The sequence below is a fragment of the Cohnella silvisoli genome (assembly GCF_021190915.1).
In the GTDB taxonomy this organism is placed as follows: domain Bacteria; phylum Bacillota; class Bacilli; order Paenibacillales; family Paenibacillaceae; genus Cohnella; species Cohnella silvisoli.
In genome coordinates this window covers 337,929-351,244 of record NZ_JAIOAP010000002.1, presented here as the reverse complement: position 1 = coordinate 351,244, position 13,316 = coordinate 337,929, and the positions used below count along the sequence as shown (strand labels likewise).

The 13,316-nt window shown below is 49.7% G+C and carries 14 protein-coding genes and 1 tRNA gene; 14 read left to right on the top strand and 1 reads right to left on the bottom strand.

What is annotated here, in order from left to right; all coding sequences use genetic code 11:
• Positions 1-5 precede the first annotated feature (5 nt).
• Positions 6-746, top strand: coding sequence for a YphF family lipoprotein (locus K7P76_RS05195; RefSeq protein ID WP_232184076.1), 741 nt, complete (start codon positions 6-8; stop codon positions 744-746).
• Positions 747-820: 74 nt separating this feature from the next.
• Here the strand turns inward: K7P76_RS05195 and K7P76_RS05190 are convergent, their stop codons facing one another.
• Positions 821-1,549, bottom strand: a complete 729-nt coding sequence (locus tag K7P76_RS05190) for a fibronectin type III domain-containing protein (protein ID WP_232184075.1) — start codon at positions 1,547-1,549, stop codon at positions 821-823.
• 327 nt (positions 1,550-1,876) lie between these two features.
• Here K7P76_RS05190 and spoIVA point away from each other — a divergent pair, with 327 nt between their 5' ends.
• From spoIVA to K7P76_RS05125, 13 genes are all read left to right on the top strand, one after another.
• Positions 1,877-3,355, top strand: coding sequence for a stage IV sporulation protein A (spoIVA, locus tag K7P76_RS05185; RefSeq protein WP_232184074.1), 1,479 nt, complete (start codon positions 1,877-1,879; stop codon positions 3,353-3,355).
• A 587-nt stretch (positions 3,356-3,942) separates the two neighbouring features.
• Positions 3,943-5,100: a sugar ABC transporter substrate-binding protein gene (locus tag K7P76_RS05180; RefSeq protein ID WP_232184072.1), complete on the top strand. Its 1,158-nt coding sequence runs from the start codon at positions 3,943-3,945 to the stop codon at positions 5,098-5,100.
• 120 nt (positions 5,101-5,220) lie between these two features.
• Positions 5,221-6,744 carry a sugar ABC transporter ATP-binding protein gene (locus tag K7P76_RS05175; protein ID WP_232184070.1) on the top strand — a complete coding sequence of 508 codons (1,524 nt, stop codon included), beginning with the start codon at positions 5,221-5,223 and terminating at the stop codon, positions 6,742-6,744.
• Positions 6,741-7,727 (top strand): ABC transporter permease, encoded by a 987-nt coding sequence (locus K7P76_RS05170; RefSeq protein WP_232184068.1) that lies wholly within the window; start codon positions 6,741-6,743, stop codon positions 7,725-7,727. The genes K7P76_RS05175 and K7P76_RS05170 overlap by 4 nt, the downstream gene beginning before the upstream one ends.
• 116 nt (positions 7,728-7,843) lie before the next feature.
• A complete protein-coding gene (hbs, locus tag K7P76_RS05165; RefSeq protein WP_232184066.1) occupies positions 7,844-8,116 on the top strand; it encodes a non-specific DNA-binding protein Hbs in 273 nt (90 codons plus the stop codon).
• Positions 8,117-8,199: 83 nt separating this feature from the next.
• A tRNA-Pro gene (locus tag K7P76_RS05160) sits at positions 8,200-8,276 on the top strand.
• A 107-nt stretch (positions 8,277-8,383) separates the two neighbouring features.
• A complete protein-coding gene (gene mtrB, locus K7P76_RS05155; RefSeq protein ID WP_232184064.1) occupies positions 8,384-8,614 on the top strand; it encodes a trp RNA-binding attenuation protein MtrB in 231 nt (76 codons plus the stop codon).
• A 90-nt stretch (positions 8,615-8,704) separates the two neighbouring features.
• Positions 8,705-9,238: a hypothetical protein gene (locus K7P76_RS05150; protein WP_232184062.1), complete on the top strand. Its 534-nt coding sequence runs from the start codon at positions 8,705-8,707 to the stop codon at positions 9,236-9,238.
• A 107-nt stretch (positions 9,239-9,345) separates the two neighbouring features.
• Entirely contained in the window at positions 9,346-10,224 is an 879-nt protein-coding gene (locus K7P76_RS05145; RefSeq protein WP_232184060.1) for a heptaprenyl diphosphate synthase component 1, read from the top strand.
• A 9-nt stretch (positions 10,225-10,233) separates the two neighbouring features.
• Complete coding sequence (locus K7P76_RS05140; protein WP_232184463.1) at positions 10,234-10,953, top strand: demethylmenaquinone methyltransferase; 720 nt, start codon at positions 10,234-10,236, stop codon at positions 10,951-10,953.
• Complete coding sequence (locus K7P76_RS05135) at positions 10,950-11,831, top strand: UbiA-like polyprenyltransferase (RefSeq protein ID WP_232184059.1); 882 nt, start codon at positions 10,950-10,952, stop codon at positions 11,829-11,831. The genes K7P76_RS05140 and K7P76_RS05135 overlap by 4 nt, the downstream gene beginning before the upstream one ends.
• Entirely contained in the window at positions 11,819-12,460 is a 642-nt protein-coding gene (locus K7P76_RS05130; RefSeq protein ID WP_232184057.1) for a UbiX family flavin prenyltransferase, read from the top strand. Before K7P76_RS05135 ends, K7P76_RS05130 begins: the two co-directional genes overlap by 13 nt.
• Positions 12,453-13,310, top strand: a complete 858-nt coding sequence (locus K7P76_RS05125; RefSeq protein WP_232184056.1) for a menaquinone biosynthetic enzyme MqnA/MqnD family protein — start codon at positions 12,453-12,455, stop codon at positions 13,308-13,310. The genes K7P76_RS05130 and K7P76_RS05125 overlap by 8 nt, the downstream gene beginning before the upstream one ends.
• Positions 13,311-13,316 lie beyond the last annotated feature (6 nt).

Sequence of the window (13,316 nt, the reverse complement as noted above, 5' to 3'; positions counted from 1 at the left end):
GAATCATGAATTCGAAGAAACGCAAACTTATGAGGATTATGACTTTAAGTTTGCTAACCCTAATAATCATGTCAATGACAGGCTGCCTTTACCCAGAGGATCAGTCGCCGGGAAGTCAGGTGTCGGCAAGGGAAGCGGTGTTGACGGTACAGGATGCGGTTGACCGCTACAAGGAACAAACCGGACTCCTTCCGATTCAGAACTCCGAAGAGACCGTACCTCTTTATGAGAAATATAAAGTCGATTTCGGCAAGTTAAAACGAATGAGCTTCATCGCTCAAGTTCCTTCGGCCGCTTTCGAGAACGGGGGCTCTTATCAATTTCTTATTATTGACGAAGAAACCAAGCCGGTAGTGAAACTGCTCGACATAACGGTGTTCCAGGCTGTTGGCGATGTGCAGAAGAAGGTAGATGAGTATCGCCGTAACCATTCCAATCAAAATCCGGCCGGGAATGAGATATATCCGGGTTTCCGTGAGGTTGATTTCGATAAACTGGTCATGAGCGCTCCAGATATCCGCAGCATGTATTCTCATCAGTCGCTTAATTTACTCGTTAACGATAGTGGACAAGTTCTCGTGGACTACGGAATCGATATGGCTACTGCCGTTAAGAAAGCAGATGCCAAGCCGCTGCAGACCGCAGACTTGCGTCGCGTCCTCATCGAAGCCTCCTACTTCGTTCCTGTTCGTTCGCCCGTCTATCATTGGGTGAATGGAGAACCGCAGGCAGTTAAAGCTAAATAAACTATAGGAAAAAGGCTGCTAACACCCTTGAATGAGGGGTAGCAGCCTTTTTCGTGATCGTTGTCGTTATTTGATTATTTCTTCTTAATCGGAGCTTTCGGCGTAGCAGTTACATCGGAAGTGATGGCGACAACTTCATTATTTTTCTCGGCGAAAACGTTAAAATGGTAGGTTGTGCCGTTTTTAAGTTTGCTTAAAACGTAAGTGAAAGTTGCGTTTTTGACAGTTGCAGCTTTGATAATGATCGGTTTTTCGAAAATAGGATTTCCGGCTGCATCCTTTTTGATCCAGTAATGAATCTGGTATGTGGTAGGTGCTGCTCCGTTAATTTTATTAAAGGATATCGTTACCGAACCATCCCCAGCCTTTGCCGTTACTCCATTCAGTGCTGGCGGTTTGCCTACCGGAATACCGGAACCGCTGCCTTCAGCAACCGTATCGCCGTCTGCAAAAGCAGTTACTTGAATCGAATAGGACGTTTTATTCGTTAAATTCTTAAAGGTGTAAGATGCGGTCGCAGTCGTTATCGCACTTGCAGATAATTTAACGGGAGCAGACAGTGTATTCTCGTTTGCTTTTTGAATCGTGATTTCGAAGGAATCGGCTTCAACGTCCTCGGAAAACTTTTTCGGGAAAGCTACGGTCAATTGTTTATCGCCCGGGGTTACTTTCACGGCAATATTGGAGATTTCGATCTCGGAGTACACTTGGCCTGTGACTGAAGCTGCTTGTACCGGTACTGCACACGCTAGAAACAAACTTAGGGCTAGCATCGCGGAAATGGATTTAGAACGTTTCTTCAAGGGGTTCATCCTTTCATGTAGGAAAAATTAGGTATCTTTAGTCCCACAATAACCTATATTTCTATTTTTTTCATCAATTAATTTCGGTTTCTTTGTTAAATAAAAAAGTTGAAGAGAGGAGACATACGTGTCTCTCTTTTTTCATATGATCATGGGGGAAACAATAGGAGCGCCGGCGGGCGTAAGTCGGCATGGCAAACATTTTGTACGGGCAGCGTCATAATCGGGGCGTTCGCACATACAATGTTACCAGTCCAAGTTAATGTACGAGTTCCGCCCAACTGGCGGATCACGAAAGTTTCGCGATTACGATGGGAGGGAATCTCAGTGGAAAAAGTGGACATTTTCAAAGATATCGCCGAACGCACCGGCGGTGATATCTACCTCGGGGTCGTTGGTGCCGTCCGTACGGGCAAATCGACCTTTATCAAACGGTTTATGGAAACCGTCGTTTTACCTAATATTGCGCATGAAGCGGATCGGGTTCGCGCGATCGACGAGCTGCCGCAAAGCGCTGCAGGGCGTACGATCATGACGACCGAACCGAAATTCGTACCGAACAACGCGGTACAGCTTAAAGTGGCGGAAGGCTTGGAAGTAAACGTCCGCCTCGTGGATTGCGTCGGGTACACCGTAGAGGGAGCGAAAGGCTTCGAGGACGAAGGCGGACCGCGTATGATTACAACGCCTTGGTTCGAAGAGCCGATTCCATTCCAGGAAGCGGCAGAGATTGGAACGCGTAAGGTCATTCAAGAGCACTCTACTCTCGGCGTCGTCGTTACGACGGACGGTACGATCGCGGAAATTCCACGCAGCGCTTACATCGATGCGGAGGAGCGCGTCATTAATGAACTGAAGGAAGTCGGCAAGCCGTTCGTATTAATCGTAAATTCCACGCGGCCAAAGAGCGAAGAAGCTCAGAATCTCCGCAATGAATTGGCCGCTAAATACGATATCCCCGTCATGGCGGTTAGCGCCGCGTCGATGGGGGAAGAAGAGGTCATGGGCGTGCTGCGGGAAGTGTTGTACGAGTTCCCGGTACACGAAGTGAACGTCAATCTGCCGAGTTGGGTCATGGTGCTCAGCGAAGGGCATTGGCTGCGCACGAGTTATGAGAATTCGGTACGCGAAACGGTCAAGGATATTCGCCGTTTAAGGGACGTAGAGCGTGTCGTTGCACAGTTCATGGAATACGACTTTGTCGCGCGTGCCGGACTGAGCGGCATGAACATGGGGCAGGGCGTGGCGGAAATCGATCTGTACGCACCAGACGAACTGTACGATAAAATCCTCATGGAAGTGGTCGGAACCGAGATTCGCGGCAAGGACCATCTCCTTCAACTCATGCAGGAATTCTCGCACGCGAAGCGTGAATACGATCGCTTCGCTGAGGCGCTTGAGATGGTTAAGACAACCGGTTACGGAATCGCTGCTCCTTCGCTTGCCGAGATGGTGCTCGACGAGCCCGAGCTCATTCGGCAAGGGTCGCGCTTCGGCGTCAGGCTGAAAGCGACGGCACCGTCTATCCATATGATTCGCGTGGACGTCGAATCCGAATTCGCGCCTATCATCGGAACGGAGAAGCAAAGCGAAGAGCTCGTCCGTTATCTGATGCAGGATTTCGAGAAGGATCCGATCAAAATTTGGGAGTCCGACATCTTCGGCCGCTCGTTGCATTCGATCGTCAGAGAAGGTATCCAAGGTAAAATAGCGATGATGCCCGACAATGCCCGTTACAAACTGCAGGAAACGCTTGGACGCATCATTAACGAAGGCTCAGGCGGGTTGATCGCGATTATCTTGTAATGTTTTATAAAAACACAAAGCGCTCAGGTGGATGATACAGCCTCCAAGCGCTTTGTGTTTTTTGCGTAGAATACCGTCAAATGGAGCCACTTTTCGACGAGTAAACACTGCTGCGCCGTGGACTTCGCCTCGCACGAATTACTCGATTTTATCGACTAACTCCCCGCCGTTGCCCCTATTACGCACGAATTACTCGATTTTATCGATTAACTCCCCCCCGTTGCCCCTATTTCACACGAATTACTCGATTTTATCGACTAACTCCCCGCCGTTGCCCCTGTTTCGTACGAATTACTCGATTTTATCGATTAACTCCCCGCCGTTGCCCCTATTACGAACGAATTACTCGATTTTATCGATTAACTCCCCATTACCGCAATGTCGAAAAAAGAAACAAAACGACATGGATATTGTCATTCGACAGGAAATGCCCTAAAATGATGGATGGCCCAGACCCTGATGGGTGCCGGTTCAAAGTAAATTCTATAAATCCTATAAATTCATTAAAAACCGATTGACATACTCGGAATAAATGCTTATAGTAACGATATCAAATTAAGCGTGCAATAATTGGGAGGCAGAGAGAGATGACAAAAAGAAGTTTCAAAGGAACATGGCTCGCACTGACGTTGGTACTGGTATTGGTGCTTGCGGCTTGCGGCAACAAAGAAAAGAATAACGCCGAGAGCTCCGCACCGGCTTCCGAATCGCCATCGGAGACGACATCCGCAACAGCTTCCGCATCTTCGGAACCATCGGAAAGCGCTTCGGCGGTAGATTCCTTAAAAGGCAAAAAAATCGCACTCGTTATGCGTTTTAACACAGGTACATTTTCCGCACAGTACGTGGATGGGGTTAAAAAGCAAGTTGCAAAATTCGGCGGAGAAGTTACCGTATTGTCTTCCGATAACGACCTGGCTAAGCTGGCTGCCAATCTCGATTCTGCGATCAATCAGAAGTTCGATGGGATTCTGGTTGACCACGGCGACGCGTCAGCTCTGACCAATGGACTAAATAACGCCAAAGCGGCAGGTATTCCGATCGTGGCGTTTGACTCCGGGCTGAATGCTTTCGAAGGCATTACGAACCTTGCCCAGAACGATCAGCAGCTTGCTGAATTCACGCTGGAGAAGCTTGCCGAAGAGGCTGGCGGCAAAGGCAACATCGTTAAAGTATGGGTTGCCGGTTTCCCTCCGATGGAGAGCCGTCAAATTTCGTACAAAGCTTTCATCGAGAAATATCCGGACATTAAAGAAATCGCAGCTTTCGGTGATGCAAGCAACCCGCAGCTCGATACGCAAAATAAATTGGAAGCCGTATTGAAGCAGCATCCGAAAAAAGGCGACATCACGGCAGTCTGGGCATCATGGGATGAATTCGCCAAAGGCGCGGCTAACGCGATCAAACAAGCCGGACGCGATGAGATCAAAGTATACGGCATCGACTTGAGCGACGAGGATCTGAAACTCATTCAAGATCCGACCAGCCCATGGGTAGCATCGGCTGCGGTTGATCCTACTTCCATTGGCACCGTACAAGTGAGATACTTATATCAGAAGTTCCACGGCGATACGACGGACCCGGTTGTACAACTAGAACCGGTATTCGTTCACCGCGATGCTCTTCCGAAAGATAAAGTGATTACGACCGCCGAGCTTTCCCAGTATGTTAAAGGCTGGGGCAGCAGCGATCTCGGCAACACGGATTACTTGAAAGAGCTGGAAGCCTCGGTTGGCGCGAAATAATCAGATAGAAGCAGGGTAAGGCAGGCATGGCATGGCGCGGCGCGGATATTAACCGCGCCGTTTCCTGCTGTCAAAACCCGATTTCATCGGCTAGCGGTTGGGAAAGGGGACGGGTTAACAATGACGCGGCTAACAACGGTGACGGAACTGAATATGAGGAATATCTCGAAATCGTTCGCGGGGGTTCCGGCATTAAATAACGTCGATTTCAACGTACGCAGCGGAGAAATCCACGCATTGCTTGGAGCGAACGGAGCCGGCAAGAGCACGTTAATGAAAATATTATCGGGGGCTTACGAAGCGGACGAAGGCATCATTGAAATGGCGGGCACTTCTTACTCATTCCGTTCACCGGCCGACTCGAAAGACGCGGGTATCCATTGCGTCTATCAGGAAGTCGATACGAGTCTTGTTCCCCACCTAAGCGTGACCGAGAATATTTTTCTCGATAGGCTGGCAACCTCGAAAACAAAAGCTTGGCTCACATGGGGGAAGCTGCACGAAGAAGCCGAAGCGGTGCTCAGCCGAATTGGATTAACCGTTTCTCCGCGTGCTTTAATAAGAGATTTAACCTTGTCGGAGAAGCAATTAGTGCTTATCGCCAGATTGCTTGCTGAAGAAGCCAAGTTCGTCATTCTCGACGAGCCGACCGCTCCGCTTAGCCTTGAGGAAACGGACAAGCTGTTCGGTATTATGAAGGGCTTGAAGGAAGCGGGGATCGGGGTTATTTTCATCTCTCACCGGTTGCCTGAAGTGTTTCGTATTTGCGATCGGATTACGGTTATGCGCGACGGCGGACGGGTACTGACGGAACGTACGGAGGACATGGATGCGACAGGCGTAGTACAAGCTATGCTTGGACGGAGCTTCGAAGAAGAGTTCCCGAAGCTTCCTGCCGCAATAGGAGAGCCTGTTCTGACCGTAAAAGGCCTAGAGTCCGGTCGCCGAGTTCGTGGAGTCGATCTTGAGGTCAGGCGCGGCGAGATCGTTGCGGTCGTCGGTTTGGTCGGTGCAGGGAAAACAGAGCTGTCCCGCGTATTATTCGGTGCCGATCCCGCCGATCGGGGAACGATATCTATTAAAGGGCAGCCAGTGCGGTTGGACAGCCCCTCGGATGCGGTGCAAGCAGGCATCGCGCTTATTCCGGAAGAGCGGCGCAAGGAAGGAATACTCGTAAGAGAGTCCGTCCTGCACAACCTAAGCTTGCCGATATTAAAGTCGATCAGCAGGCTTGGGTTTCTCTCAGGTACGGCGGAGCGCCATTTTGCCAATACGCAAATCGTAGGCCTCGGAATCAAAACGCCGACCGTCTCCCAGCTAACCGCCTATTTAAGCGGGGGGAATCAACAGAAAGTGGCGATCGGCAAATGGCTTGGCACGGATACGGAAGTGTATCTATTCGACGAGCCTACTAAAGGCGTAGACGTAGGCGCCAAAAGAGATATATTCCAAATCATTGGCAAGCTTGCGCAGCAGGGCAAAGGGATTCTATATTTAACCTGCGAATTTGCGGAAGCGCTTGGATTGGCAGACCGCATCCTAATTATGTGCGACGGCGTTATCGTAAAATCGTTCGCGCGCGGAGAAGCCACGCAAGAAGATTTATTGTATTACGCGAGCGCGGGCCGGGAGGTATTAGCTTGAAAAACCATTTGCTGCCGTTTACGTTCAAATATGGAGCTTTAATCTTCATAGGGTTAGTTATTTTGTTTTTTTCGATGAGAAACGAGTATTTTTTCACCTATAGCAACTTAACCGACATTCTTCGTTCCATTTCCATTGTGACTTTCGTTGCCATAGGAGTCTCGATATCTTTAATGGTAGATGGATTCGATCTTTCCGTCGGCGCGACCGTATCGTTATCCACGGTATTAACGGCAACCTTGATGGTTTGGTACGAAATGCCGTTAGTCGTTGTTCTGATCGTGCCTATTGCCGTAGGAGCGGTGGTTGGTCTATTAAATGCCTTATTGATCGTGAAAATACGAATACCGGACTTGTTGGCGACTTTGGCGGTAATGTACATCGTTAACGGGATTCACAAAACCTACACCAAAGGGTATTCGATTTACAACAATATGCCTTTGCCGGATGGAACGACCGCGCCAGGCGTCATGGACAAGGGCTTCTTGTGGATAGGGCAAGGCAAGCTGTTAGGCGTTCCGTTCCCGGTCATTCTCATGTTGCTCGCCGTTATTGCCGCCCACGTTTTCTTTAAATATACGAGATGGGGGCGGCAAATGATTATGACCGGCGGCAACGAAGAGGCTGCAAGGCTATCCGGATTAAAAGTAAAACGAGTTCGGACATTGGCTTACGTTGCTTCGGGAATATTCGCATCGATCGGCGGAATTCTGTTCGCGTCGCGTATCGGATCGGGTCAAATCGATGCTGGAGCGCCAATGCTCATGGAATCCGTAGCGGCCGTATTCGTAGGCTATTCGGTATTCGCGGCCGGCCGCCCTAATATTATCGGGACCTTTTTCGGGGCTGTGCTCATGGGGGTTCTCGTCAATGGATTGACGATGATGAATGTGGATTATTATAGAACCGATATCATCAAAGGCTCCGTATTGGTTCTTGCGCTTGCGGTCACGTTCATCCACCTGAATCGCAGAAAAACATGACCCGAAACGTTGAAATTCGCGCCCCGCTTGAAACTTCCCGCTGTCGGGGTGTATAATTTCTGTTGAAACGGATAAACAGATAACATGCCATCGTATCGTAGTGGGAGGTGAATGCTATGAACAAAACCGAATTGATCGCCAAAGTGGCCGAACTGGCCGACTTGTCCAAGAAAGACGCAACGCAAGCGGTTGACGCCGTCTTCGACGTTATCTCCGAAGCTTTGCAAGGCGGAGACAAAGTACAACTCGTTGGGTTTGGTAACTTTGAGGTGCGCGAACGTTCCGCCCGTAAAGGACGTAACCCGCAAACCGGTGTGGAAATCGAAATTCCGGCCGGGAAAATCCCCGCATTCAAGCCGGGTAAAGCGCTTAAAGAAGGCATTAAATAAGTAATGGGCTTTGCATGGTCAATCTTGCAAAGTGGGTTGCAACGCTAGATTAGGCTGTGCTATAATCACTCTCGTAAATTATTCGGGACGTGGCGCAGCCCGGTAGCGCGCACCCTTGGGGTGGGTGAGGTCGAGAGTTCGAATCTCTCCGTTCCGACCATTACATAACAGTAGACTGCTTTCTCGCATTCTTTAAGCGGGGAAGCAGTTTTTGTTTGACAGCACTCTACCTTTTCCTTCATCATGGAATTCAAAGAAGGAGGTTCTATGACTATGGTAGATGCGGGACAACAAGAATATATCGTAATCAAAGCCAAGGACAACGGCGTGCAAGTCATCGGATTGACTCGGGGGCAGGATACGAAGTTTCACCATACGGAGAAGCTCGATAAGGGCGAAGTATTAATCGTCCAGTTCACCGATCATACGTCCGCGATGAAAATCAGGGGCAAAGCGACCGTGCTGACGAAACACGGAAACTTGGAAACGGATGCGTAAGCAGAATTTACCTTAAGAAGTGCAGGCATAGCCTGCCCTTTTTATTTGTACAATGGGTAAGGAGGGGTCTCTCAGGAAGGGGGAATCGCCATGCCCATTGTCCAGTGGAGACATTGGAGCGTATTGCTGGCAGTCGGAATAATGGTCTTACTCTTGCTCAGTCAATTGCCTGCTATGGAGCATGGGCTGCAGCAACGCCGTCAAGCGGTTGCCGTATTTCAGCCTGCTAAAGTAAAATGGCTGACGGATGATAATTTGGTGGATGCGCTCTCTAAGCTTCCTCTGCAAGACCAGTTGACGAAGGTCGGATGGGATCATGCGATTCTGACAATCGACTTGCTGGGCACGGTGCCGGATGAAGTGTGGGAGGATATGGGGCAGCTCATTATTTTCTCGTATGCGGAAATGCATAATGTCAGGCAGTTGCTTATTCGGGTATTTAAGGATAAGGGAGAACAACGCACGTTGTTGATGGCGGCGGAAACCCGCAAGAACGAATGGACGGACAAGGAATTGACCGAATTGCGGCTATCGGATTTAATGGTGGATGTCAACTCGAATTCCAAAATTAGGCTATCTGTATCCCCTTCGGGTCGTAGATGGCTCGCAAATTTTGCGAATTGATGAACAAAGTCCGCGGCTTATGCTAGCCCACCTCGGATATGCTATAATAAACGAAATGAAACCCGAGAAAGTTAAAGGTGCCTGGCAGCATGTTCGGAGGCGAAGAAATGACTAGAATGCGTATTAACCAGATGGCCAATAAGTATATGAATCATGAAATGATTAGCCTGCATACGGAGTTGCCAGAATTTCCGGATGGCAGGATTTCTTTGTTATACGCCGTATTAAGCCACCAGCCTGCCGCGGCATCGCAGAAGGAACTGCTGTCGCTCGTTACATCCCTCGTACAGATGGGACTCGACACGCACGATATGGTCGATAACGAACCAAATACCGCGAAGGGCGGAATGTTGGGCATGCGGGCGCAGCAATTGAAAGTGCTCGCGGGAGACTACTTCAGCAGCCGATTTTATCACTTATTATCGCAGGCCGGACAAATTGAGTCCATTCGCCATATCAGCGAAGCGGTGTGCGATATTAACCGGATTAAAATGAATTTCTATGCCAAGATGAAGCAAATGAAGCTGAACGCGGAGGAGTATCTTCATTACGGCGTGGCGCTTAAATCAGGCTTGTTCCTTTCGTTTACCGGTTTTATGAGCGGACTGTACGAACGTCTTTGGCCTGAGCTTGTTGAACGGTTTAGCCGTTGCGAGATGCTGCTCCAGGAACTGCGGAGAGTCGAGAAGCTCTCGGCGCTAGAGGGCAGCTGGGGCGTGTGGCACGTCCTTCAGGAAGGTACGGAAGAAGACCGTCAGGCTCTAGGAAATCGGGGAGAAGACCTGAGCCTCATTAAATCGCTACTGCACAAATACGAGGTTGCGGATAAGCTTGGAGCTTTGCTTCGCCAATCCACGGGACAACTCCAAACGCTGCTCCAACGGCTTCAATCGGACAAGTTATTGCGCGAATTACAGCCATTGATCGAACCGTTTCTTCAAGCAACGGGTCCGCAACGGGTAACTGCTTTGAAGGAGCTGGGATAAGCTATCATGATGGACACGGATTCTAAACAAACGCACGTTCATGCGGTGTTCGAAAGCATCGCGCCTAAATACGACATGATGAATGACATTCTCAGCTTCAGGCGCCACAAAGCTTGGCGACGTTTCACGATGCGCAAGATGGAAGTCAAGCCTGGCCAGTCCTCGCTCGATCTCTGCTGCGGAACGTGCGATTGGACGATCGCGCTCGCCAAGGCAAGCGGCAACGGTCGCACGGTCGGCCTTGATTTCAGCCGCAATATGCTGGACATCGGTCAAGCCAAGATCGATAAGCTCGGCCTCGGCGATCAGATTACGATCGTCCATGGCAATGCGATGGAGCTTCCGTTTCCCGATAACTCTTTTGACTTCGTCACGATTGGGTTCGGGCTTCGTAACGTACCGGATATCATCAAGACGCTTAAGGAAATGAAAAGGGTCGTTAAACCGGGCGGGAAAATCGTTTGCCTGGAACTATCGAAGCCGGATTGGCAGCCCTTCAAAGGCATTTATTATTTCTATTTCGAGAAGCTGCTGCCCTTGATGGGCAAATGGTTCGTCAAGAGATTTGAACAATATCGCTGGCTGCCGGAATCATTGGAATCGTTTCCTGACTTGCAGGCGCTTGCCGAGCTGTTCCGCGACGTCGGAATGCGCAACGTGAAAGCCTATCCGCTTACGGGCGGCGTAGCGGCTCTGCACATCGGAACGAAGGGGAATGACGTCCTATGATTTCCAAGCTTCGCGTTTTTCTAGAAATGATCAAGTTCGAACATACGCTGTTCGCTCTTCCGTTTGCTTTCGTCGGCGCCATTCTAGGCGCGGTGACGGTGGAGAAACGGCTGCCGGACTGGAGCGAATGCGGATGGATTCTGCTCGCAATGGTTGGGGCGCGCACAGCCGCGATGGGGTTAAATCGGGTTATCGATAAAGCGATCGATGCCCGCAACCCAAGAACGGCCATGAGAGCGATTCCTGCAGGACTGCTGAAATCCAAAGACGTACTCATCTTTATTGTCGTTTCTTTAATCTTGTTATTCTGGGCAGCCTCTCAGTTAAACAGCTTATCCGTGAAGTTGCTGCCTCTGGCAGTATTTTTCCTTGTTTTCTATTCTTATACCAAACGATTTACTTGGGCATGTCATATTATTCTTGGCATGACGCTTGGTTTAGCCCCTCTAGGGGGATGGGTTGCGGTAACGGGGAGCGTGACGTGGACATCCGTCATTCTTTACGTTACAGTAGCTTTATGGACAGCAGGCTTTGACGTTATTTATGCTTGCCAGGACGTCGATTTCGACCGTAAGGAAGGTCTTCATTCCATTCCTGCAAAGTTCGGGATCGCGCGTGCACTCGGAATTGCTCGGATGTTTCACGCATTAACGGCTGCGGGCTTTGCGTTATTGCTCATCATGACGGATCTCAGCTGGTGGTATTTTGCCGGAATGATCGTTGCCGCTGCCTTGTTGCTGTACGAGCATCGATTGGTTAAACCCAATGATCTAAGCAAGCTGAATGCGGCTTTTTTCACGATGAACGGCGTGTTAAGCGCAGTCATATTCATTTTCACGTTCATTGACCTGGTGGTGATGAAGACGTGGCGAGGGTAACGGAACAGGCGCCGAAGTCGGCGGAACCTGCTAGATGGGTTGTCGGTATCACGGGGGCGAGCGGCGCCATATACGGAATCACATTATGCCGGCAACTGCTCGCTGCCGGCTTTCATCTGCATCTAGTTATCACGGACGCAGGCTGGCGGGTGCTTAAAGAAGAATTAGGTTGGGATGCCGCTCGTCGTGTTGAATGTCTAAACACGGCATTTGATTCCGCGTTATCGGAGAATCGGATGACTTATCATCCTCTTAACGATATCGGGGCAAGCATCGCCAGCGGCTCCTTCCGATGCGCCGGCATGGTTATTATTCCCTGCTCCATGGGTTCGCTATCGGCTATTGCCAATGGGGCATCAACGAATTTACTGACTCGCGCGGCGGATGTCATGCTTAAGGAAGGGCGGCCTTTGCTGCTGGTTCCTAGAGAGACGCCGCTTCATGCGATCCATCTGGAAAATATGCTAAAGCTGGCTCGCTTGGGCGTTCGGATGATTCCGGCGATGCCCGCTTTTTATAATGGACCCCAGTCGATCGAGGATATCGTTTCCTTCTTAGTCGGCAAAGTCATGGACAGCATGGGTATCGAACACAATCTATATAAAAGATGGGGACAATCCAATGGGTAATGGCCTCCCGCGGCCGATCAAACTCGGTCGTATTTCATACACGAATGCATGGCCCGTATTTCATCATTTCGATCCTGCGGAACTTCCCTTTCAAACGGAGCTTCATTCGGATATGCCCGCGACTCTCAATCGTAAGCTTAGAGCAGGCGAGATTGATATAGCTGCGATTTCTTCATATGCTTATGGCATATCTTCGGCATCTTATTATTTGCTTCCCAACTTATCGGTCAGCTCTTTTGGCCGCGTTCAATCGATATTATTGTTTTTGAAATCTCCTTTGGAGAAAGTCATCCATGGCAAAATCGCTCTAACGACAACGTCGGCAACGTCCGTGAATTTACTGAAAATCATTATGGAGAAGTTCTACGGAGGCAAACCGACGTATGAGGATGCCGAGCCTTCTCTGGAAAGTATGCTTGAAAATGCGGATGCGGCTTTGCTTATCGGAGATCATGCGATTCGCGCTTCTTGGTTGAAGCATGGGTATCGTGTTTTGGATTTGGGAGAAGTATGGAACTTATGGACGGGCCAATGGATGACTTACGCGTTATGGGCAGTCCATAGGGAAACCGCTCATCGCTATCCCGAAGCGCTCCAAAGTATTTACAATGGATTGCTGGAGAGCAAGAGAAAATCTACGGACGACCTCGAGCCCATCGTTTCCAAAGCCTTGCACCAAATTGGCGGCACATCTCCTTATTGGCATAATTATTTTCAACATTTGTGTCATGATTTCGGTGCGGAGCAAAAGGCCGGATTACAGCTATACTTTCAGTACGCTCGCGAGTTAGGTCTAATGTCCGACGAGGTGCAACTCTCGGAATTGCCAAGCTTACGCGTTTCCCGATAACCTACC

Excerpts from the sequence above, each read along its gene's own strand:
- K7P76_RS05145 (WP_232184060.1), top strand. The coding sequence starts at position 9,346 with ATGACTAGAATGCGTATTAACCAGATGGCCAATAAGTATATGAATCAT.
- K7P76_RS05195 (WP_232184076.1), top strand. The coding sequence starts at position 6 with ATGAATTCGAAGAAACGCAAACTTATGAGGATTATGACTTTAAGTTTG.
- K7P76_RS05125 (WP_232184056.1), top strand. The coding sequence starts at position 12,453 with ATGGGTAATGGCCTCCCGCGGCCGATCAAACTCGGTCGTATTTCATAC.
- K7P76_RS05180 (WP_232184072.1), top strand. The coding sequence starts at position 3,943 with ATGACAAAAAGAAGTTTCAAAGGAACATGGCTCGCACTGACGTTGGTA.
- K7P76_RS05135 (WP_232184059.1), top strand. The coding sequence starts at position 10,950 with ATGATTTCCAAGCTTCGCGTTTTTCTAGAAATGATCAAGTTCGAACAT.
- mtrB (WP_232184064.1), top strand. The coding sequence starts at position 8,384 with ATGACTATGGTAGATGCGGGACAACAAGAATATATCGTAATCAAAGCC.
- hbs (WP_232184066.1), top strand. The coding sequence starts at position 7,844 with ATGAACAAAACCGAATTGATCGCCAAAGTGGCCGAACTGGCCGACTTG.
- K7P76_RS05140 (WP_232184463.1), top strand. The coding sequence starts at position 10,234 with ATGGACACGGATTCTAAACAAACGCACGTTCATGCGGTGTTCGAAAGC.
- K7P76_RS05175 (WP_232184070.1), top strand. The coding sequence starts at position 5,221 with ATGACGCGGCTAACAACGGTGACGGAACTGAATATGAGGAATATCTCG.
- K7P76_RS05150 (WP_232184062.1), top strand. The coding sequence starts at position 8,705 with ATGCCCATTGTCCAGTGGAGACATTGGAGCGTATTGCTGGCAGTCGGA.